Source organism: Micromonospora terminaliae (assembly GCF_009671205.1).
Taxonomy (GTDB): Bacteria; Actinomycetota; Actinomycetes; order Mycobacteriales; family Micromonosporaceae; genus Micromonospora; species Micromonospora terminaliae.
In genome coordinates this window covers 6,226,001-6,245,903 of sequence record NZ_CP045309.1, presented here as the reverse complement: position 1 = coordinate 6,245,903, position 19,903 = coordinate 6,226,001, and the positions used below count along the sequence as shown (strand labels likewise).

21 protein-coding genes, 1 tRNA gene and 1 pseudogene are annotated in these 19,903 nt (G+C 74.4%); 11 read left to right on the top strand and 12 right to left on the bottom strand.

All coding sequences use genetic code 11. The features are described from left to right. The first annotated feature begins 70 nt into the window (after positions 1-70). The 3 genes from GCE86_RS29100 (at position 71) to GCE86_RS29090 (ending at position 4,227) form a co-directional block, all read left to right on the top strand. Positions 71-1,771: a dolichyl-phosphate-mannose--protein mannosyltransferase gene (locus GCE86_RS29100; protein ID WP_154229861.1), complete on the top strand. Its 1,701-nt coding sequence runs from the start codon at positions 71-73 to the stop codon at positions 1,769-1,771. Positions 1,772-2,170: 399 nt separating this feature from the next. Further along, a complete protein-coding gene (locus GCE86_RS29095; RefSeq protein WP_154229860.1) occupies positions 2,171-3,451 on the top strand; it encodes a VWA domain-containing protein in 1,281 nt (426 codons plus the stop codon). 2 nt (positions 3,452-3,453) lie between these two features. Further along, positions 3,454-4,227 (top strand): peptidase, encoded by a 774-nt coding sequence (locus GCE86_RS29090; RefSeq protein ID WP_154229859.1) that lies wholly within the window; start codon positions 3,454-3,456, stop codon positions 4,225-4,227. A gap of 54 nt (positions 4,228-4,281) precedes the next feature. Here GCE86_RS29090 and GCE86_RS29085 read toward each other — a convergent pair whose 3' ends face one another. Beyond that, positions 4,282-4,551, bottom strand: a complete 270-nt coding sequence (locus tag GCE86_RS29085) for a hypothetical protein (RefSeq protein WP_154229858.1) — start codon at positions 4,549-4,551, stop codon at positions 4,282-4,284. A gap of 112 nt (positions 4,552-4,663) precedes the next feature. Here GCE86_RS29085 and GCE86_RS29080 point away from each other — a divergent pair, with 112 nt between their 5' ends. From GCE86_RS29080 to GCE86_RS29065, 4 genes are all read left to right on the top strand, one after another. Further along, entirely contained in the window at positions 4,664-5,320 is a 657-nt protein-coding gene (locus GCE86_RS29080; RefSeq protein WP_154229857.1) for a 4'-phosphopantetheinyl transferase family protein, read from the top strand. Positions 5,321-5,395: 75 nt separating this feature from the next. Then, positions 5,396-6,463 carry a DUF4352 domain-containing protein gene (locus GCE86_RS29075; RefSeq protein ID WP_154229856.1) on the top strand — a complete coding sequence of 356 codons (1,068 nt, stop codon included), beginning with the start codon at positions 5,396-5,398 and terminating at the stop codon, positions 6,461-6,463. 167 nt (positions 6,464-6,630) lie between these two features. Then, positions 6,631-7,236 carry a hypothetical protein gene (locus GCE86_RS29070; protein ID WP_154229855.1) on the top strand — a complete coding sequence of 202 codons (606 nt, stop codon included), beginning with the start codon at positions 6,631-6,633 and terminating at the stop codon, positions 7,234-7,236. 112 nt (positions 7,237-7,348) lie between these two features. Next, on the top strand, positions 7,349-7,540 hold the full coding sequence (locus tag GCE86_RS29065) for a general stress protein CsbD (protein ID WP_154229854.1): 192 nt from the start codon (positions 7,349-7,351) through the stop codon (positions 7,538-7,540). Positions 7,541-7,799: 259 nt separating this feature from the next. Here GCE86_RS29065 and GCE86_RS29060 read toward each other — a convergent pair whose 3' ends face one another. Beyond that, positions 7,800-8,255, bottom strand: a complete 456-nt coding sequence (locus GCE86_RS29060; protein ID WP_154229853.1) for an Rv0361 family membrane protein — start codon at positions 8,253-8,255, stop codon at positions 7,800-7,802. Positions 8,256-8,353: 98 nt separating this feature from the next. On the opposite strand from GCE86_RS29060, the gene GCE86_RS29055 reads away from it, so the two are divergent. Further along, entirely contained in the window at positions 8,354-8,818 is a 465-nt protein-coding gene (locus tag GCE86_RS29055) for a DUF1579 family protein (protein ID WP_154229852.1), read from the top strand. 39 nt (positions 8,819-8,857) lie between these two features. Here the strand turns inward: GCE86_RS29055 and GCE86_RS29050 are convergent, their stop codons facing one another. The 8 genes from GCE86_RS29050 to GCE86_RS29015 all read right to left on the bottom strand — a co-directional run bounded on the left by GCE86_RS29050 (position 8,858) and on the right by GCE86_RS29015 (position 16,352). Beyond that, positions 8,858-9,202, bottom strand: coding sequence for a VOC family protein (locus GCE86_RS29050; protein ID WP_154229851.1), 345 nt, complete (start codon positions 9,200-9,202; stop codon positions 8,858-8,860). A 97-nt stretch (positions 9,203-9,299) separates the two neighbouring features. Beyond that, a tRNA-Ala gene (locus tag GCE86_RS29045) sits at positions 9,300-9,373 on the bottom strand. Positions 9,374-9,540: 167 nt separating this feature from the next. Further along, positions 9,541-10,092 carry a dihydrofolate reductase family protein gene (locus tag GCE86_RS29040; RefSeq protein WP_154229850.1) on the bottom strand — a complete coding sequence of 184 codons (552 nt, stop codon included), beginning with the start codon at positions 10,090-10,092 and terminating at the stop codon, positions 9,541-9,543. Positions 10,093-10,186: 94 nt separating this feature from the next. Further along, positions 10,187-10,969: a divisome protein SepX/GlpR gene (gene sepX, locus GCE86_RS29035; protein ID WP_208818048.1), complete on the bottom strand. Its 783-nt coding sequence runs from the start codon at positions 10,967-10,969 to the stop codon at positions 10,187-10,189. A gap of 178 nt (positions 10,970-11,147) precedes the next feature. Beyond that, entirely contained in the window at positions 11,148-11,756 is a 609-nt protein-coding gene (locus GCE86_RS29030; protein WP_208818047.1) for a GNAT family N-acetyltransferase, read from the bottom strand. Positions 11,757-11,844: 88 nt separating this feature from the next. Then, the gene (locus tag GCE86_RS29025; protein WP_154229847.1) at positions 11,845-13,158 is read right to left on the bottom strand and encodes a molybdopterin molybdotransferase MoeA; all 1,314 of its coding nucleotides are present in this window, start codon (positions 13,156-13,158) and stop codon (positions 11,845-11,847) included. Further along, complete coding sequence (locus GCE86_RS29020; RefSeq protein WP_154229846.1) at positions 13,155-14,150, bottom strand: UTP--glucose-1-phosphate uridylyltransferase; 996 nt, start codon at positions 14,148-14,150, stop codon at positions 13,155-13,157. Before GCE86_RS29020 ends, GCE86_RS29025 begins: the two co-directional genes overlap by 4 nt. A 9-nt stretch (positions 14,151-14,159) precedes the next feature. Then, positions 14,160-16,352 (bottom strand): GGDEF domain-containing protein, encoded by a 2,193-nt coding sequence (locus tag GCE86_RS29015; RefSeq protein WP_167537081.1) that lies wholly within the window; start codon positions 16,350-16,352, stop codon positions 14,160-14,162. Between the two features lie 83 nt (positions 16,353-16,435). Here GCE86_RS29015 and GCE86_RS29010 point away from each other — a divergent pair, with 83 nt between their 5' ends. Further along, positions 16,436-17,083: a 5-formyltetrahydrofolate cyclo-ligase gene (locus GCE86_RS29010; protein WP_154229845.1), complete on the top strand. Its 648-nt coding sequence runs from the start codon at positions 16,436-16,438 to the stop codon at positions 17,081-17,083. Then, positions 17,080-17,238, top strand: a pseudogene (locus tag GCE86_RS32265) (FmdB family zinc ribbon protein); the annotation flags it as partial. The gene GCE86_RS29010 and the pseudogene GCE86_RS32265, both read left to right, overlap by 4 nt. Before the next feature lie 62 nt (positions 17,239-17,300). Here GCE86_RS32265 and GCE86_RS32260 read toward each other — a convergent pair. Next, a complete protein-coding gene (locus GCE86_RS32260) occupies positions 17,301-17,531 on the bottom strand; it encodes a hypothetical protein (protein WP_239542398.1) in 231 nt (76 codons plus the stop codon). Positions 17,532-18,167: 636 nt separating this feature from the next. Between GCE86_RS32260 and GCE86_RS29000 the strand changes: the two genes are divergently transcribed. Then, complete coding sequence (locus GCE86_RS29000) at positions 18,168-18,725, top strand: flagellar biosynthesis protein FlgA (protein WP_244317109.1); 558 nt, start codon at positions 18,168-18,170, stop codon at positions 18,723-18,725. Positions 18,726-19,020: 295 nt separating this feature from the next. Here the strand turns inward: GCE86_RS29000 and GCE86_RS28995 are convergent, their stop codons facing one another. Next, positions 19,021-19,206, bottom strand: coding sequence for a hypothetical protein (locus GCE86_RS28995; RefSeq protein ID WP_154229843.1), 186 nt, complete (start codon positions 19,204-19,206; stop codon positions 19,021-19,023). Positions 19,207-19,903: the final 697 nt, after the last annotated feature.

Below are 19,903 nucleotides of genomic sequence, written 5' to 3'. Positions count from 1 at the left end.
TCATCGACGGCCGTACCAATCTCGGAGACGACGGGCGCCACCGGGCACCTTCGCAGCCTACGATCGCCGGGTGACGAGTGCGTCGACAGCACAGAGCGCGAACGCGGGCGGGTCCGCCGTCGAGGCGTCCGCCGCCGACCGGGCCGCCGGCCCCGCGACGAGCGGCGGCGGTGGCCGGATCCCGGCCGTCGTCCGGCGACGGCTCGACACCCTCGATGCCCGCCTCGACCGGGGGCGCGCCTGGCTGGCCACCGGGGTCGTGGTGGCGATCGCGGCGATCCTGCGCTTCGTCGGCCTGAGCGGCCCGAACGGGAAGATCTTCGACGAGATCTACTACGCCCGCGACGCCTACGGGCTGATCGACCGAGGCGTCGAGTGGAACTACAAGGACAACGGCCCGTCGTACGTGGTGCACCCGCCACTGGGCAAGTGGCTCATCGGCCTCGGCGAGTGGGCCTTCGGCTACCAGGACGCCGAAACCAGGATCTCGGTGCCGGGGCACCTGATGACCACCGCCCCCGAGTTCGGCTGGCGGTTCGCGGCGGCCGTCGCCGGCACCCTGTCGGTGCTGCTGCTGGTGCGCATCGGCCGGCGGATGTTCCGCTCCACCACGCTGGGCTGCGCGGCCGGGCTGCTGCTCGCCCTGGACGGCTTCCACTTCGTGCTCTCCCGCACCGCGCTGCTCGACATCTTCCTGCTGCTGTTCGTGCTGGCCGCCTTCGGCGCGCTGGTGCTCGACCGCGACGGCCGGCGCCGGCGCTGGGCCCGGGCGCTGGAGGCGGGGCTCGACCCGTCGCTGCCGGGGCGGGCGGGCCGGCCGCCGTCGACCTGGCGCGACTGGCCGTGGTGGCGGCTGGCCGCCGGGGTGCTGCTCGGCTGCGCGTGCGCGGTGAAGTGGAGCGGCCTCTACTTCGTCCCGGCCTTCGCGCTGCTGGTGCTCCTGTGGGAGGTCGGCGTGCGCCGCTCGGCCGGGGTCCGCCGCCCGTGGCGGGACGCCCTGCTGGACGAGCTGCCCTGGCTGCTGGCGGCCGGCGTGCTCATGGTCGTCACCTACGTGCTCACCTGGTCGGGCTGGCTGCTCGGCGACGAGGGCTACTACCGCCTGGCCAGCCGCTACCCGAACACTCCGGGGCTGAGCGACACCCCGGTCATCGGGCCCCTGATCAACCTGTGGGAATACCACAAGGCCGCGTACGGCTTCCACACCCAGCTCGACGACCCGCACAAATACCAGTCCTGGCCGTGGCAGTGGCTGCTGCTCGGCCGGCCGGTGGCCTTCTACTGGTCCGGCGACGGCAACTGCGGCGCGCCGAGCTGCGCTTCCGAGATCCTGCTGCTGGGCACGCCGCTGCTCTGGTGGTCGTTCCTGCCGGCGCTGGTGGCGACCGTCTGGCTGGGGCTGGCGCGGCGCGACTGGCGGGCCGGCGCCATCCTGCTCAGCGTTGCCGCCGGCCTGCTGCCCTGGTTCTGGTTCGCGCTCGACGGCCGCACGATGTTCTCGTTCTACGCCGCGCCGGCGGTGCCGTTCCTGGTGCTCGCGGTGGTCTACGTGCTCGGCGCGATCATCTCGCCCGCCCCGGCGCCCGGCACGGCGGCACCGCCGAGCGCCGAGGACACCTCCGACCGGCGCCTGGTCGGCAGCATCGTCGCGGGCGCGTACGTGCTACTCGTCGCCCTCTGCTTCGGCTATTTCTACCCGATCTTCGTGGGCCGGCTCATGGCCTACGCGGACTGGTCGGCCCGGATGTGGCTGGACGGCCGCTGGATCTGACCGGCGCGGGCCGGAAATCGGTTGCGATCACGGGCCGGCCGCGTCCGTCGGCCCGTGGCACGAAAAGCCGGGAAACACGACAGCCCGGGGCACGGAAAAAGCGCGCCCCGATCGCCTGCCACGGGGGAAGCGGGCGATTGGGGCGCGCAAGACAGAGCTTAACCACAGTGCGGCAGCGGCACAACGGGTCGGCCATGGTCAGATTTCCGACGAATGCGCCACCCCGCAAAAGGTTTACATCGGGCACCTCACGGTCCGTCACGCTGCGGAAACATCACGAATTCCTTACCATTCGCCGACGCGTGAGCCAGCCCCTGATCATGGCACTTTGGGCATCGATCGATCTTGATGGCCGAGCCCCGATGATCTTCCACAGTGGATCTCACTACACTTCGCCCGGTGATCAACAAGAGACGACCGGCGGCCGTCCTTCTCGGACTGCTGGCGGCGACCGCGCTGATCGGTCCGCCGCCCGCCGCGGCCGACGACGGGACCGCCGAACCCCCCGCCGAGCCACCCAAGGTCGAACTGGTCCTGGACGTCAGCGGCTCGATGCGGGCCCGGGACATCGACGGGCGTAGCCGGATCGCGGTGGCGCAGCAGGCGTTCAACGAGGTGGTCGACGCCCTGCCGGACGGGAACCAGCTGGGCATCCGGGTGCTCGGCGCCACCTACCGGGGCAAGGACAAGAAGCAGGGCTGCCAGGACACCCAGCAGATCGTGCCGGTCGGACCCGTGGACCGTACGCAGGCCAAGGCGGCCGTCGCCACGCTGCGCCCGACCGGCTTCACCCCGGTGGGGCTGGCGCTCCGCTCCGCCGCGCAGGACCTGGGCACCGGCAGCACCGCCCGCCGGATCGTGCTGATCACCGATGGCGAGGACACCTGCGCCCCGCCCGACCCCTGCCAGGTGGCCCGCGAGCTGGCCGCCCAGGGCACCCGCCTGGTCGTCGACACGCTCGGCCTGGCCCCCGACGAGAAGGTCCGCCGGCAGCTGCTCTGCATCGCCGGGGCGACCGGCGGCACGTACACCGCGGCGCAGAGCGCCGACGAGCTGACCGGGCGGATCAAGCAGCTGGTGGACCGGGCCCGGGACACCTACACCGCCACCCCGACCGTGGTCGGCGGGTCGCCCGGCTGCGACGGCGCCCCGCTGCTCGCCCCCGGCGTCTACACCGACCGCGAGGCGTTCGCCGAGCACCGCTGGTACCGGGTTCCGGTGCGCCCCGGGCAGGAGCTGCGGGCCTCGGTGAGCGTCGCGTTGGACCGGCCGGTGAACCCGGACTACGGCGTCCTGCTGCGGGCCACCGCCCCGGACGGGCGGGAACTGGTCCGGGGCGTCGACGCCGGCAGCGGGCGTACCGACGTGGTGTCGGCCGGGCTGCGCTGGTCGGCCGCCGAGGAGGAGAGCCCGGAACCCACGCCGAGCGGGATGCGGGCGGCGCGGACCGTGTGCCTCGTGGTCAGCAACTCGTTCGCGCCGCGGGCCGGCACCCAGGCCGCCCCGGGCATGCCGGTGGAGCTGACCGTGGACGTGGTCGGCGCGTCCCCCGCCCCGGACGGGCCGGACCTCGGCCGCGGCTGGGCGCTGCTGCTCCTGCTCACCCTGGCCGGCCTGGTCACCGGGCTGGTCGCCGGGCTGCTCACCCGCTGGTGGGTGGCCACCTGGAGGGAGAACTGAGGATGCCTACCCTGATCGCCTCCGCGGCGGCGCTGGCCGCCGCGGGGCTGGCCCTCACCCCGGCGGCCGCCGCCGCGGCCCCCACGCCGTCGCCCGGCGCGGCGACCGTCACCAAGGCGGGCACCTCGTTCCTGACCGCCACGGCCATCACCCCCGGCCAGCCGGTCCGGGTGGCCGCCTCGACCGGCGACCACCTCTACTGGTCGTTCCGCGCCGAGGCCGGCCAGGTCCACGAGATCACGGCCACGGTCTCCTTCGGAACGCCGCGCACGGGGACGTCCACCTGGACGGTCGACGTGTTCGACGGGCTGCGCCGCCGCCAGGCGTGCACGGCCGGCGCGCAGACCCCGACCGCGGCGGCGACCGCGACCAGCGTGGCGCTGGGCTGCACGCTGCGCCGCGTCCGGCCCTGGGCGGAGCCGTGGTCCGGCGACCCGCTGCCCGGCACCTACTACCTCCGGCTCTCGGTCACCGACCTGCCCGAGCCCGACCTGGGCCTGCCGGTCGAGGTGGACCTGCTGGTCGGCGCCGACACCCACGGCGGCGGGTCCGGCGACGACGGGGAGCTGGCGGCGCCACTGGTGGCGAACACCAGGGCCGGCACGGTACTCAGGGCGGAGCCGGCGCCCGAGGCGGTCGCCGAGGAGGAGGACGGCCTCGCCGGCTGGCTTCCGGAGGCCGGCTCGCGCTGGGTGTGGACCAGCGCGGGAGGCGTGCTCGCCGCCGTGGCGGGCGTCGTGGGCTTCGCCCTCACCCGGCGGCCCCGCCGGCCGTGAACCCGCGACCGGTGGCCGCCGCGAACCCGACGCGGCGGCCACCGGAAGCGCGGGTCAGAGGGTACGCGGCGGGCGCGGCACCCAGCCGATGAACCGGTCCTGGAGCGAGCCGACCGGGGCGGTACGGAGGTCCTGCGTGGCGGCGGCCAGGCAGGAGCCGAGATAGACGCTCAGCGAGGCGCGGTCCACCTGGTACTCGTCCAGCAGTTGCCGGCGTTTGGTGGCACAGGGCCAGTCCTCACCGCAGGATCCACAGGTCCAGTCGGGGGTCACGGGGGCGTGTTCGCCCGGTCGTGACTCCGACGCCTTCGCGCCAGGCGTCATCGGCCCATCCTCTCGTGAGTGGACTCGTGCAAGTGGACTGTGCCTCCCCGGAACGCTCGAACAGCGTCCCGGAACTCTCCGGCGTTACATGGTTGCGGTACGTTTCGGCGTCATGCGGGACCTTCTGCCGCCCGAGGTCGCCGTGGCGGTGGCCGGAGCCGCGGACTGGACCGGCGCGCTGCTCCCGGCCGAGCGGGCCGGCCTGGGCGAGCGGGCCGTGGCCAGCCGCCGCCGGGACTTCACCGCCGGCCGGGTCTGCGCCCGCCGGGCGCTGGCCGGCCTGGGGCTGCCGGCCGCGCCGGTGCCCGCGGGCATTGACCGCGCCCCGGTCTGGCCGGCCGGCGTCGTCGGCGCCATCACCCACACCCGGGACTACTGCGCGGCCGCCGCCGCCCGCGCCGCCGAGATCCGCGCGGTGGGCATCGACGCCGAGCGCCACCGGGAACTTCCCACCGGGGTACGCCGGAAGGTCTGCCTGCCCGAGGAGGAGACGGAGCTGGCCCGGCTGCCCCGCGGGGTCGCCTGGTCGGTCGTGCTGTTCAGCGTCAAGGAGACCGTCTACAAGGTCTGGCACCCGCTCGTCGGCACCTGGCTGGACTTCCCCGACGCCCGCGTCACGCTCGATCCCGCGGCGGGCACCTTCACCGCCCGGATCGCGCCGGCCCGCCTCGCCGCCGCGCCGGTGACCGATCCGCCGTCGTCGATAGCCGGCCGATTCGCGGTGGACGCCGGTCTGGTGCGCACCGCTGCCGTTCTGGTACCGGGGTGAGGGCCCGGCGGTCGCGTTGCGGTCGGCTTGTACCGTCGTTCCGACTGACGATCTCGAAGGTGCCCAAGGAGTACGGTGAGCCACCCTCAGCCTCCGTTCGGACCGCAGGACCCGAACCAGCAGCCGCAGGAACCGCCGACCCAGGCGTTCCCCACCGCGCCGATGCCGCCGGTGCCCGGCAGCCCGCAGCCGCCGCAGCCGCCGGTGTCGGGCGCGCCGCAGCCGCCGACCTCGGGTGCCCCGTACCCGCCGCAGCCGCCGACCTCCGGTGCGCCGTACCCGCCGCCGGGTGGCGCGTACCCGCCTGCCGCGGAGTCGCCGTACGCGCCGCAGCCGCCGGCCTCGGGCACGCCGTACCCGCCGCAGCCCCCGACCTCGGGCGCTCCCTACCCGCCGCAGCCGCCGTACCCGGCCGCGGGTGCCGGGTTCCCGCCGCCGCCCGGGCAGTACCCGCCGCCGGGTGAGGCGTACCCGCCGGCCGGGCCGTACCCGCCCGCACCGGGGCAGTTCGGGCCGCCGCCCAAGAAGTCCAACAAGAACGTCTGGATCACCGTCGGCATCGTGGTGGCGGTCATGCTGCTGCTCTGCTGCGGCGGCGGCATCTTCGCCATCTACAGCGGGGCGCAGAAGACCAAGGACGCGATCGACAGCCTGCCCACCCCGGGGGTCACCTACAGCAACCCGGTCGACGACGCGCCGACCGGCGGAACCACGGCGACGCCGGAGCCGGGCCAGACGGACAGCGAGACCTTCAACATGCCGTCCGGCGACACCCTGATCGTCAACGACGACGACGGCACCGTCGAGATCACGGTCGGCAACTTCCGGACCAAGGACAAGGCCTGCCAGGAGTTCATGCCGGGGCCGAAGAACGGCATGTACCTGATCGCCGACGTGACCGCCGAGGTCACCAAGGGCACCGGCTCGGTCAACCCGTTCTTCTTCAAGTGGGTCGGCTCCGACGGCGCCGAGGAGAACGGCGTGGCGGGCGCCTTCTCCGGCTGCGGCAAGCTGATGGGCTCGGGCAACAACCTGCCCAGCGGCAGCAAGCGCACGGGGCAGCTCATCTTCGACGTCAAGGACAAGAACGGCACGCTGGAGTACCAGCACCACCTGCGTACCGCCGGCTCCTGGAAGCCGTGACAGAGTCCGCGACCCGATGAGGGGCCGGTCCCGGAAGGGACCGGCCCCTCATCCGTCCGGACCTCTCCGTGTGCCACCGAATCATCAGCTGTCACCCGCCGGCCCGCAGGCCACCGGGCCGGCGAACGGGTCGCTAAGCTACCGCTCCCCTTCTGCTGAGGAGCATCATGGCGACGATCCGCCGCACCAGGACCGCCCGAACGGTCGCCGCCACCGCTGCCGCGCTCGCCACCGCCGCCCTGCTGTCGGCCGCCGGATGCACGACGACGGAACCTGCGGCCGAGCCGTCCGCACCGGCGAGCACGAGTCAACCGCCGCAGCGGAAACTGTCCACGCCGGACACCCTCCTCGGCATGCCGAAGTCGATGAGCCGGGAACTGACCGGCGGCGCACGGTCCCAGCTCGATCAGCTCAAGCGCGAGGTCGGCGCACCCACCAGCGCCGTCGGCTGGGCCTACGGGGGCGAGACGCCGGACGCCGACGTGGTGTACGTCAGCGGCGCGTCCGGAACCGTCACCGACCCGTCAGGCGCCCTGGGCCGGGCGTTGAAGGTCTACCGGATCACGGGCACCGAGCCGGTCGATGCCGGCCCGCTCGGTGGCGAGGCCCGCTGCGGACAGGGCCGCGCCGAGGACGGCAGCTACCTGACGGTCTGCGGCTGGGCGGACGCGGAGACACTCGGAGTCGTCGGGTTCGTCTCCACACGCCCGCAGGCGGACCGCTCCGCCGACTTCCACGCGGTACGGAGCGCGCTCACACAGCCCGTCGCGTGAGGCGCGGTGGGCGGTCGAAGTGCTTGACCGTCCCCGGGGTTTCAGTCCTCGACGGCCGGGGACGCCGCTGGCGGAGGGGTGCGACGGCGCCCACGGCGACAGGGGAGGCGGCATGAGCGTCGAACGGGCGAAGGACGACCTCGAGGACCTGGCCGGCCCGGCCCGGGCGCGGTTGGGCGACATGAACCGGGACGAGCGGTCCGAGGCGGACGAGGTGCGGCGCCAGGATGAGAACCGGGGCAAACGGCCCGGCGAGCACGTCCAGCAGGACGCGGGGGACGCGCGGGACGACTTCACCGCCTGAGGTGTCCCGGCCGCGGCCGGTGCCGGTCGCGGAATCGCAGCGGGCCACCACCTTCGAGATCTTCTTCGACCTCGTCCTGGTCTTCGGGTGGCGATGGCGGCCATCTTCGTGGCCGCCCTCGTGATCCCCGACGCGTGGCATCTACCGACCGCGCTCCTGTCCGCTTCGCGCTGATTTCAGGCAGTACTACCACGGTGGTCGGGCCGGTAACCCGGACCGGCGAAACCGCTGCCAGGGGCGGTGCGACGCGAGCTGGAGATCAGCCGAGGAGGTCGTCGCAGACGCGCCAGGCGGGATCGGCCTCCAGATGGAGACTCACCGCGGTCGTGTCACCGGCGGCGTCGGTCAGCCGCATCCGTACGAAGGCACTGCCGCCGGCCTCGTCACCGAAGACGGCACTGGTGAGTTCGTGCGAGACCGGGCGCCCCAGGCGCTCCACGGCCGCGCTGAACCCCGCCACCGTGATCCGAGCCTGGACCTCCGGGCACGTCGACGCGTACGCGGCCGCGTCGTCCCCCCGCTCGAGCTGCCGCACGAACCGGTCGGCCGCCTGCCGCGGCTCGTCGATGTCCGGGCCGGTGGTCACCCAGATCACGAAGCCGGCCACCGGAATGAGCACCACCACCAGGAGCGCCGCGACGCAGATCCCGACGACCACCCAGACGACGCGGTTCCGGTTCGGGACCATCGTGGACGGGTACGGCGGCGGGCTCATGTGCGACGACGTTAGCGACGCCGGGTGCGGGGCCGGACACGTCCGGGACACGAACCCGTCTCGATCGACGGTCTCCCGTCGCCGCCTATGGTGGGCGGATGATCCTCGCCGACTTCGCCGGGTCCTGGGCCGGCAGCAACGGGTTCCGGTTGATGCCTCCCGACCCGCTCGCGGAGTCGCCGGCCACGGTCACCGTGACGACGGCGGCCGGTGGTCACCTCACCTCGGTCGCCTACACCTGGACGCACCCGGACGACGGGCCGCAGGACGGCCTGGTCGTCGTCGGGGCCGGCGACCGGGAGGGCTCGCTGGTCGCCGTCTGGGGCGACTCGTGGCACCAGCAGCCGACGCCGATGTCGTTGACCGGCGGCCCGGGAAGGGGCGCGACGTTCGAGCTGACCGGCGAGTACGGCGGCGGCTGGGCGTGGCGGGTCGTGTTCGACGCCGCCGACGCCGAGCAGCTGCGCATGCGGATGGACAACGTGATCCCCGCCGACCAGGCCACCGCCGAGATGCCCGCCGGCCCCTATCCGGTCATGGTCACCGAGGTACGCAGGGCCTGACGCGTCCGCCGCCGTCCGTGCGAGGAGTGCGCCGGCGCATCAGATCGCGACCGGGTGGCGCGGTTCGTAGAGGCCGAGGTCGCTCCCGCCGGGGAGCCGCAGCGCCGTGCGCAGACCCCACCGCTCCTCGGTGACCGGGACCGTGAACTCGACGCCCTTCGCGGCCAGGTCCGCCATGGTCGCCGTGAGGTCGTCGCACTTGAGGAACAGTTCGTGGGACGTCTCGCCCTCGGTGGGGTGCACGGCCACCTCGGCGGGCGGGAGCCGGAAGATGAGCCAGCCGTGACCGGCGTCGACGTGGTGGTAGCCGAGCACGTCCCTCAGAAAGGCGCGGTCCGCCTCCGCGTCCCGGCTGTAGATGATCACGTGCGCACCATTGATCATGCACCGACGATAGTGCCGGGGTGGGCGTGGCACCGCCGATCCGGCCAGACAACCGGAAAGGCCGCTTCCGACGAGCGGAAACGGCCTCTGAGCTGGGTGGAGCTGAGGGGATTTGAACCCCTGACCCCCTCGATGCGAACGAGGTGCGCTACCGGTCTGCGCCACAGCCCCTCCGCTGGCGTACCAGCGTCGGTCCCACCCGGCTTGCATCGGGCGGGCCGGCGACAAGGCTAACAGGTCGGGCGCCCCCGAAGCGAACCGCCCCACCCCAGCAGGAGATCTTGGAGGGAAACGGCCCGGATCGGGGCCGAAACCCTCCAAGATCTCGAAGCGAGAGCTCACGCGGGGGTGTACGTCAGGTACAGCACCCCGCTCTTGAAGGTCTCGCTGCTCACCAGCCGCAGCGGGTACGTCGGCGTGTCCTCGAAGAGCCGCTGGCCGCGGCCCACGGCGATCGGGTGCACCAGCAGCCGCAGCTCGTCCAGCAGGCCGTTGGCCAGCAGCCACCGGACCGTGGTGGCGCCGCCCGACATGGCGATCTGCCCGTCGGTGCTCTCCTTGATCTCCCGCAGCCGCGCCGCGACCTGCTCCGGGTCGCCGGAGATCAGGTGCGAGTTCTGCCAGGTCGTCCCGGTGAGGGTGGTGGACAGCACGTACTTCGGCACCGCGTTGATGAACGACGCGAACTCCATGTCGTCCCCGGTCTGGTTCGGCCAGAACTCCGACCACTCCTGGTACTGCGTGCGACCCATCAGGAACGCCGTGGTCGCCGCCACCCCGCTGCCCACGGCGGCGCCCATCTCGTCGTCGAAGTAGGGGAAGTGCCACTGCTCCGGCCGCTCCACGACACCGTCGAGCGAGATGAAGAAGTTCGACACGATCTTGGCCATCACATGCTCCCTGTCCGCGGGCCGGCTCCGCACCGGCCTTCACCAACCCGTCGGACGACCCCCGCCGGATTCGACATCACCGGCAGGAAAAGTTTCAGGCGCCCCGCCCGCTCTGGTACGGCCGCCCGCGCAGGCCACCCGCGCGCCGGTAGGAGACCGAGCCACCGCTCGCGGCGGGCGGCAGGTCCGCGGGCCGGTCCAGCCCCATGGCGGTACGTCGGACCGCCTCCCGCTGGGCCGCCAGGCGGCGCTGCGCCTCCCGCCGGGCCGCGGCGCGCCGGGCCTGCTCGCGGCGCACCTCGGCCTGGCGGGCGGCCAGCCAGGCCGCCTCCCGGGCCTCCGCGCGCCGCCGCCGGCGCTCGGCGAGGGCCCGCTGCCGCAGGTGTACGACGTACGCGACGAGCAGCGCGCCGGTGACCGAGACGCTGATCCAGAATCCGGGGCTGACCAGCACCACGCCGATCAGCTCGACGAAGTTGAGCAGCAGCAGCGCGGCGAGCACCCGGCGCCGGCGGTAGACGGCGGGGGTGTGCCGGCGCTTCGGCGGGTGCCGTCGGCGGGACTTGGCGGGGGCGGGCGGCACCGCGCGGAGCCGCCCCGAGCGGCCCCGGGCGGGTGGCGCCGACACCGGACGGGAGAGACTACCCGTGTCGGAGTCTTCACTGAGCGTGACGATCAGGGAGCGGGGCGGGTGCACCGGCCGCCGTCCGGGCACGGTGCGGCGTCGACGGCGGCGCTCGAGCACCCGGGCCGTCGACTGCGCCCGCTCCGCCACCAGCCGCTCGGTGGCGTCGTACCGGCGGACCAGCGCCGGCGCGAGGGCGAGCAGACCGGCGGCGGCGAGGACGGCGAGGAGCACCGAGGTCGGCACCCTCACCCCTCCCGTCACCAAGTTCGGGGCGAGCGCCACACGACCGCAACTTCTTCCGTCGCCCGTCGTTTATGGCGCAGATCGTGCGGGCAGGCAGCGCTTGCCACAGCTTGCAGTTACTTGAGGTTACGGGCCGTCGACCGACTTCTCCGTGCGCCGCGCCGGGCGTGGTGAGTGGGAGGCTTCACCCGCGGTTGTCACGCACGCGGTGCCAGCGGGCCAGCAACCCGCCCTCGGCAACCACTTCCTCACTGGTCATGGCGTATCCGATGTGGTCCCGCCACGCGCCGTCGATGTGCATGTAGCGCACGTGGTAGGCCTCCTCGCGGAAGCCCAGCTTCTCCACCACCCGGCGGGACGGCTGGTTCTCCGGCCGGATGTTCACCTCGATCCGGTGCAGCCCGCCGGGGCCGAAGGCGTGGTCCACGGCCAGGGCCACCGCGGTGGGGATGACGCCACGGCCGGCGACCCGGGAGTCCACCCAGTAGCCCACGTACCCGGAGCAGAACGCGCGCCGCACGATGCTGCCCACGTTGAGGTGGCCCACGAGCCGCTCCGCGCCGTTCTCGCGCAGGCAGACCGCGAACGGCATGCCGTCGCCGGTCCGCGCGGATTTCCGCTGGTCGGCGTGCACGTAGCGGAACGCGGCCGGCGAGTTCATCTCGTCCCAGCTGCCCGGCAGGTGCGACTCCCAGGGCGCCAGCCAGGCCCGGTTGGCGCGCCGGATCTCCGACCAGCTCGTCGCGTCGGACCGCCGGTACGGCCGCAGCACCACCGGACCGTCCACCAGCACCGCCGGCCACCCTGGAGGCCGCCGGAACCAGCTCACCGAGTCAGCCTTCCGTTCGCGACTGCGGGGCTCGCAAGCTCACTCCTCGCGCTCACCGGCGCCGGTCCAGCAGCAGGACGTCCACGGTGGACCCGGCCGCCGCGGTGGTGACCCGCTCGCCGAGGACGAGCAGGCCGTTGGCCTCGGCCAGGCCGGAGAGGGTGAACGGCCCACCGGCGAGCGGCTGCACGGTGTAGCCGCCGCCGCGCCGCTCGGCGACGTGCGCCGGGCGGAACTCGCGCAGCCCCACCGGGGACGAGACCGTCTCCAGCAGGTGCGCCCGGACGCTGGGCCGGAACACCGGCTCGGCGCCCGCCAGCAGTTGGATGGCCGGGCGGGCCAGCACCTCGAAGCCGATCAGCGCCGCGCCGGGCTCACCGGGAAGACACACCACCGGCACCTCCTCGGCGCCGACCGTACCGAATCCGAGGGCCGTTCCGGGATAGAGGGCGACCTCCGAGAAGGTGACCGGCCCGGCCCGGCCGCCCTCGCGGCGGGACAGGATCCGGCGGACCATGTCGCCGGGGCCGGTGCCGGTGCCGCCGGTGGTGATGATGAGGTCGGCCCGCAGGGTCTGGTCCTCCAGCAGGCCGCGCAGCGCCTCCGGGTCGTCGTCGCAGATCCCGACCCGGTACGCCAGCGCGCCCGCCTCGGCCGCGGCGGCGGTCAGCGCGTGCGAGTTGGTGTCCACCACCTGCCCGGGCTGGCTGCCCCGGCCCACGTCGACCAGTTCGTCGCCGGTGGCCACGATGACCACCCGCGGGCTGGGCCGGACCACCACGTGCCCGATGCCGGTCGCCGCGAAGACCGCGACCAGGGCCGGCGAGACGTACGTGCCGGCGCGCGCGAGCAGGGTGCCGGCGGGCAGTTCCTCGCCGGCGCGGCGGACGCCGTACCCCCGCTTGGGGGCGCGGAAGATCTCCACGGCGGCCATGCCCTGGTCGGTCCACTCCACGGGGACCACCACGTCGGCGCCGACGGGCAGCGGCGCGCCCGCCGCCACCGAGAAGCAGGAGCCGGGGGTGAGCCGGACCGGGCGCCAGCTCGCGGCACCCAGGTCGCCGACCACGTTGAGCCGGATGCTGCGGCCACCGGGGATACCGGAGGGGGCCGGGACGTAGCCCGGCCCCCGGCTCCCTCCGGAGATGTCCTCCCAGCGCGCGGCATACCCGTCCACCGCCGCCTGGTCGAAGGCGGGGTACGCGTGCGGCGCGACCACGTCCTCGGCGAGGACGTTGCCGTACGCCTGGGTGAGGTCGAGGTCGAGCGGAGGCAGCGCGCGTAACCTGCGCAGCACGCTGCCCAGGTAGTCGGCGAGCGGCGTCAACTCGTTCGCGGCCGCCTCGGCGTCGGCCGTCGCGGTCATGTACCGGCACCGCCGGACCGGTCGCGCATCCCGTTCAGGATCGCCGCGGTGACCGTCTCGTCGCCGTTGTTGACGAACTCGGTGAGCCACTTGCGGAACTCGGCGCCCAGGTCCTCGCGCTCGACGGCGATCTGCACCACGGTCTGGAGGTAGCCGAGCGGCTGGCCGGTGTCGTAGCGGGTGCCCCGGTAGACGATGGCGTGCACCGGCACCCCCTCCGTACGCAGGATCTCCATGGCGTCGGTCAGCTGGATCTCCCCGCCGCTGCCCGGCTCGGTGCGCCGGATCGCGTCGAAGATCTTCCCGGGGAGCACGTAGCGGCCGAGGACGGCGAGGTTGCTCGGCGCGTCCTCCGGCTTCGGCTTCTCGACCAGGCCGGTGACCCTGACGACCTCGGCGAGGTCGCCGAACTCGGACCCGGCCGGCTCGACCGAGGCGATGCCGTAGCGCGCGGTCTCGGCCGGGTCGACCTCGAAGAACGCCAGCACGATGCCGCCGGTGCGGGCCTGGAGGTCCAGCATGGCCGGCAGGAGCGGCTCGTCCATCTTGACGAACTCGTCGCCGAGCAGCACCGCGAAGGGCGCATCGCCCACGTGCGACTCGGCGTAGCCGACGGCGTGGCCGAGGCCGAGCTGCTCGGGCTGGCGGCAGGTGTAGATCTCGGCCAGGTCCTCGGTGCGCTTGACGGCGGCCAGCAGCTCGGGCTTGCTCTCCAGCCGCTCCTCCAGGTCGGGCCGGCGGTCGAAGTGGTCCACCATGGCCGTCTTGCCGCGCCCCGTGATCAGCAGTACGTCGTTGAGCCCGGCCTGGGCGGCCTCCTCGACGATGTACTGGAGGACCGGCCGGTCGACGACCGGCAGCAGCTCCTTGGGGACCGCCTTCGTGGCCGGCAGGAACCGGGTGGCAAGGCCGGCGGCCGGGATGACGGCCTTGACGGCGCGGGAGCGACCGGTCGCGGCGGTCGCTGAGGGGTTCGCTGAGTGCTCCGACATGTCGCGAGACTATCGGCCACGGGTCTGCCGCGGCGGGTGAGGACCGGAAGACGCGCCGCCCTGTGCCGCCGCCGCGGCGTCCCCGGCGCCGGCCCGGGGCAGTCCGTCGGGCGGACTGACCGCGGCGACCACCACGGGGACCTCCTGGGTGGGGCCCGGATCGGGGGCCTGGGCCAGCCGGTAACCGTCGCGGCCGGCGGCCTTCGCCGCGTACAGCGCGTCGTCGGCGGCATCGAGTACCTGCTGCCCGCCGGCTGCGTGGTCGGGGTAGACGGCGATGCCGATGGAGACGGTCACGGGCACCCGCACGGGCTCGCCCGCGTGCCCGTCCACCGGCACCGGTTGGTCCCGGACCACCGCGCCGAGCCGTTCGGCGACGATCGTGGCGCCCCGGGCGTCGGTCTCCGGCAGCAGCACCACGAACTCCTCGCCGCCCTGCCGGAACGCGAGGTCGACCTCGCGGATCTCGCCGCGCACCCGGCGGGCGAACTCGACCAGCACCGCGTCCCCGGCGGCGTGGCCCCAGGTGTCGTTGACGTGCTTGAACCGGTCCAGGTCGAGGGCGAGCACGCTGAGCATCCGGCCGAAGCGGTTGGCCCGCTCCACCTCGCGACGGATCGACTCGCGCAGGTAGCGGTAGTTCCACAGCCCGGTCAGCGGGTCGGTCAGCGAGAGCCGCTGCGCCTCCTCGTGCACCCGGACGTTCTCGACCGCCACGGCCGCGTGCCCGGCGAAGGTCCGCAGGGTGACGAGGTCGTCGTCGTCGAACTCGTCGGCGCCGAGCCGGTCGTAGAGGGCCAGCACACCGAGCGCGCGGTCGGGCTCGGCGGCGTCGCCGTCGGCCGGGGGGTGGCCGGGCCGGTCCGGGTCGCCGCGGGGTTCCGCGCCGCGGGGGGCGGCGAAGGGCACCGCCACGTACGTCTCGCAGGACGGCTCCCCGGTCGGCGTGTCCGCCGGCTCCCACCGGCCGCGCAGCGGCTCCCCGGTGGCGGCCACCGTGCCGAGCATCCCGGCGCCCACCGGCACCCGCAACGTGGCCGGGTCGGCCGGGTCCCCGCTCGGCCAGCGCCCGTCCAGCCCCTCGACGCACTGGCCGACCAGCGCGCCGTCGCCGTCGACCAGCAGCACGGCGCCGGCCCGGGCGCCGGTGGCGGCGATCGCGCTGTGCAGGATCACCCGCAGGATGCGTTGCAGGTCATGGGTGCTGGCCAGGGTGTCGCCGAGCACGGTCAGGTGGCCGCGGAGCTGGTCCCGGCTGCTGGTCAGGGCGGCCACGTAGCTGCCGGTCTCCCGGGTCATCCGGTTGAACGCGCCGGCCAGCCGCCCGATCTCGTCGCGGGTGCGGACCGGCACCCGGGTGGTGAGGTCGCCGTGCGCCACCCGGTCCACCGCGCCCGCCAGCTCGACCAGGGGCCGCGTCGTCACCCGGGCCAGCCGCCACGCGGCCACCACGGCGAGCAGCGCGGCCAGCACCACGGCACCGACCAGGGCCGCGTAGAGCCCGGGCGGGCGCTCCCCCGGCACCGAGAGCACCAGCGCCAGCGGCTGGCCGGGGGCGGGACCGACCCGCCGCACGTACCGGCCGTCGGCGGTGCCGGTCACCCGATCCCCGTCCGCCTGGCGGGCGGCGGCCAGCACCGCTGCGCGTACCTCCCGGTCCTCGGTCGTGTGGGTGATCCGGCCCGGGTCGTCGAGGAGGGTGACCCCCGCCCCGGTCACCGCGGCGAGCCGCGCCACGAAGGCCGGGTCGACGGGCTGCGCGGCGGCGACCGTGCCCAGGTCGGCGCCGGCCGGGTCGCGGAGCCGGACCCGGGCGGCGAGCGCGCGGACCGTCCCGGTCGTCGCGTCGGCGGCGCAGTCCTGCCAGGGCCCGGGCGGCCCGCCGGGCGTGGCGTAGCTGGTCTGGCCGGCCGGGTCGGCGATCACCACGGCGGCGGCCAGGCCTCGGCCGACCACCTGATCGGCTGCGCGGGGTCGGGCGGCCGGGTCGGCGACCAGCGCAACCGCGTCGGCCGCCGCGCGGAGCTGCTGGCAGAGGGCGTCGACGGACGTGCGCACCCCGGCCGCGGCGACACCCAGCCGCTCGGTGGCGCGGCCGCGGTCGACGGCGCTCAGGGTGGACCCGACGAAGAACGCGCCGAGGAGGACGGGGCCCAACACCACCGTGAGGAAGGCCGCCGTCAACCGCCCGCGTAGCGTCAAGCTTCCCCCCGGAAGTACTGCGCCCCTCCCTGCGATGCTGACACAGAGCGACCGGGAGGCAAGCGTTGCGTCAGGAGTGTTGCGTGCCGGAATTTTCGGATGAAGCGGATGTGACCAAGCGGGACCTCCGCGTCGCGCTGCTCGCCCACCGCCGGTCGCTGCCGGCGCCGCGCCGGGCCGAGGCGGCGGCGGCCGTCCAGGCCGGGCTGGTCGATCTGGTACGCCGGCTGCGGCCGGCCCGGATGACCGCGTACGTGCCGGTCGGTTCCGAGCCCGGCGGGGCCGACCTGCCGGCGGTCCTGCGCGCGGCGCTGCCGCCGGAGGCCGAGCTGCTGCTGCCGGTGCTCCTCGACGACCTAGACCTGGACTGGGCCGCCTACACCGGCCCGGAGTCCATGCGGGCCGCCGGCCGGGGCCTGCGCGAGCCGACCGGCCCGCCGCTGGGCAGCGCGGCGGTGGCCGGGGCCGACCTCGTGGTGGTGCCGGCGCTCGCGGTGGACCGCCGGGGGTTCCGGCTGGGCCGGGGCGGCGGCTCGTACGACCGCGCGCTGGCCCGGGTGCCCGGCACGGTCCCCACGGTGGCGCTCCTGCACGACGGTGAACTGGTCGAGGAGGTTCCGGCGCAACCCCACGACCGGCCGGTACGGTTCGTGATCACGCCGGGGGGCGGCCTGGTGGCGGTGCCGGATGTGGCCCAAGGCGCTTCCGCTGGACGAACCCGGGTTCCATGACGCACCATTGGCACTCGAATCCGTCGAGTGCCAAGCGGCCGAGCCAAGATCCGGAGGAGAACGTGCCCACGTACCAGTACGCCTGCACCGCGTGCGGCCACCAGCTCGAGGCGGTGCAGTCCTTCTCTGACGCGCCGCTGACCGAGTGCCCGGCGTGTGAGGGGCGGCTGCGCAAGGTCTTCAACTCCGTCGGCATCGTGTTCAAGGGCTCCGGCTTCTACCGCACGGACTCCCGTTCGTCCGGTTCCGACAGCACCACGAGCACCACGAGCAAGCCGGCGAAGTCGGAGTCGTCGACCAGCAGCTCGTCCGACAGCTCGTCCAGCGGGTCGAGCAACGGCTCGTCCAGCTCGTCCTCCTCCGCTTCGTCGGGGAGCAAGACGCCGGCAGCCAGCAGCTCCTCCTCCTGACCACCCGCGAAAAGTGGCCATCCGACGCGGATGGCCACTTTTCGCGTTCCCCAGGGCTTTCCTCCCCCGGCTCGCTGCAGGTGCCGGGGCGAGTGTGATGCGCCCACCCGGCGCCGTCTCGAGCTGCTCACGCAGGGCCAGCCCGAGCGCCATTCCGCCGGTCCTGGCGGCCCGAGTCCTCCGGCAGCGGCCCGAGTTTTCCGGCGTCGATCAAGAAGTTTGCGTCAGAATCTCGCGCCCTGCCGACGCAAACCTCTTGATCAACGGCCGCTCGCCTCTTGGGCTACGGCGGTCGCCTCTTGGTCAACGGGCGCTCGGGCCGCCCCGTGGTCGTTGGCGATCACCCTCGCGGGCGTCATCAGCTCTCGGCCCGGACGCCGCTCGATCCCGCCGGCCGGGACGCCATGCCCAGCCTGATCCACCGGATCGGTACCGAGTCGGCATCTCGGTCGCCAACACGCGTCGGAACGCACCTGGACCGGGCTCGATCAGCGAACGTTCGTTTCCCGGTGCTTGTCCGTTTCCCCGGGCCTGTCCACAGGTCGGACGGTTTTCCACAGGTGGGCCGGCGGGGGCGGCCGGGGCCGTCATTCGGCGCCTAGCCTGCCCGCGTACCGGTCGGAGTCGTGGGTGGGAGGGCGCTGGTGGTGGGTGGGGAGGCATCGCTTCGGCCGGTGCGCTGGCGCGGGCTGCCCCGGGGGCGCACGTTGCTCCGGGTCGCGCTGGTCGCGGTGCTGCTCGGGCTGGCCGCGGCCGTCCTGCAGACTCCGGCCGGCTGTCCGCCGGGCCCGGCCGTGACTCCCGGCGCAGACGGCGATGCCCCGGCTGGTGGCGCCTCGGACGGTGAGCCCCCAGCTGGCGGCGCCCCGGCTGGTGGTGCCCGGGGTGGTGGCGTTCCGGCTGGCGGTGGCGCGCCGGCCGCTGGTGATCGCCGGGGCACGGCGCTGCCGTTGCCGGCCGGGGCCGTGGGGGTGCCGGTCCGGCTGGCCGAGCCGGCCGCGCTGGCGGTTCTCCGCCCGGGTGCCCGGGTGGACCTCCTGGTCGTACCGGCGGGCGGGGCGGCGGGCACGGCCACCTTGCTCGCACCGCGGGCGCTCGTCCTCGACGTGGTCGGTGCGGCCGGGGCGGTCGACGGTTCCTCGGCGCTCTACCTGGCGCTCCGCCCCGAACAGGCCCAGCGCGCGGTCGCCCTGCCCGAGGGCAGCCGCTTCGCCGTGGTGGTACGCGAATGACCCGGCCCCGGTAGGCGTGATCGGGGGTGCGGTGCCCGCGGTACTCGTCTGGATTCCTGTGCCTCGCCACCCGGGCCGCGCGGCACCACCGGCTCGTCCCGGGACGGACACGGCTCAGGCCCGGAACGAGCCGGTACTCGTAGGGCCGCTGGATCCCGATGCCTCGCCACCCGGGCCGCGCGGCACCACCGGCTCGTCCCGGGGCGGACACGGCTCAGGTCCGGACGGCCGACGGGACGTTGGCGAACAGCGCCGCCGAGGACAGGTCGGCGCGGGCGGACGTCGGCGAGTGGGGTCAGTCCCAGTGCGGGGGGCGCTCGGCGAGCAGCCAGTCGTCGTTGCCCGACGAGCGCTCGCCCCAGCCACGGTCGGTGTCGTCGGTGGTCTGCTCGGGCAGCACCACGAAGTCGTCGCTGAGGTCGACCACGCGGTCGTCGTCGCCGCGCGGGACACGGATGCCGGGATCGCTCACGAGCGGCAAGGATACCGCCGGACGGGGAATGGTTCGACCGCTCACGCCGGACCGCCCGACGTGCGCCCGCACCCAGCCACGCGGCGCGGCGCGGCGCGGCACGGCGGGGTCTTGGTGAACTCCAGGTCGCCGAGCTTGCGGTATCCGACGCCCCTCGATGCCGCCACCTCGCCGAGTCGGAGTCGATCACAAACCGGCGGAGCGGATGGCGCGGTGGCCCGCCGCGTCGGGCGGCCGACCGGCCAGGCCGTTGGTAGCGTCGGACGGCGTGACGACGCCGAGCGGTGGCAGCCCCGAGGACGAGATCTGGCGACGCCCGGACCAACCGGCCGACGCGGACCCGACGCCTGCCACGAACGCGCCCGGCACAGAACAGCGCGGCGCGGACGAGCCAGGCGGCACAGCCCAGCGCGGCACAGACCAGCCCTCCGGCGCAGACCAGCGCGGCAGAGACCAGCCCTCCGGCACGGACCAGCCTGACAGCAGCGAGCCGGGCTCGGCCGGCGACGCGGCGCCAGCGGATGCCAGCCCCTGGTCGCGCGCCGGCCACACGGACAGCCCGTGGGCGAGACCCGGCCACCAGGCCGCCCCGGCCGGCGGTTGGCCCGGACCGGCCGGATCCACCGGTGGCTGGCCCGGCCAGGCCGCCCCGGCCGGTGCGTGGCCGCAGCAGCCCGTGCCGGCCGCTGGCTGGGGGCCCGGGGGC

What these genes read in the sequence shown, in the direction of transcription:
- GCE86_RS29090 (WP_154229859.1), top strand. Translation starts at nt 3,454, where the DNA reads ATGCCTACCCTGATCGCCTCCGCGGCGGCGCTGGCCGCCGCGGGGCTG.
- GCE86_RS29085 (WP_154229858.1), bottom strand. Translation starts at nt 4,551, where the DNA reads ATGACGCCTGGCGCGAAGGCGTCGGAGTCACGACCGGGCGAACACGCC.
- GCE86_RS29080 (WP_154229857.1), top strand. Translation starts at nt 4,664, where the DNA reads ATGCGGGACCTTCTGCCGCCCGAGGTCGCCGTGGCGGTGGCCGGAGCC.
- GCE86_RS29070 (WP_154229855.1), top strand. Translation starts at nt 6,631, where the DNA reads ATGGCGACGATCCGCCGCACCAGGACCGCCCGAACGGTCGCCGCCACC.
- GCE86_RS29065 (WP_154229854.1), top strand. Translation starts at nt 7,349, where the DNA reads ATGAGCGTCGAACGGGCGAAGGACGACCTCGAGGACCTGGCCGGCCCG.
- GCE86_RS29060 (WP_154229853.1), bottom strand. Translation starts at nt 8,255, where the DNA reads ATGAGCCCGCCGCCGTACCCGTCCACGATGGTCCCGAACCGGAACCGC.
- GCE86_RS29055 (WP_154229852.1), top strand. Translation starts at nt 8,354, where the DNA reads ATGATCCTCGCCGACTTCGCCGGGTCCTGGGCCGGCAGCAACGGGTTC.
- GCE86_RS29050 (WP_154229851.1), bottom strand. Translation starts at nt 9,202, where the DNA reads ATGATCAATGGTGCGCACGTGATCATCTACAGCCGGGACGCGGAGGCG.
- GCE86_RS29040 (WP_154229850.1), bottom strand. Translation starts at nt 10,092, where the DNA reads ATGGCCAAGATCGTGTCGAACTTCTTCATCTCGCTCGACGGTGTCGTG.
- GCE86_RS29025 (WP_154229847.1), bottom strand. Translation starts at nt 13,158, where the DNA reads ATGACCGCGACGGCCGACGCCGAGGCGGCCGCGAACGAGTTGACGCCG.
- GCE86_RS29020 (WP_154229846.1), bottom strand. Translation starts at nt 14,150, where the DNA reads ATGTCGGAGCACTCAGCGAACCCCTCAGCGACCGCCGCGACCGGTCGC.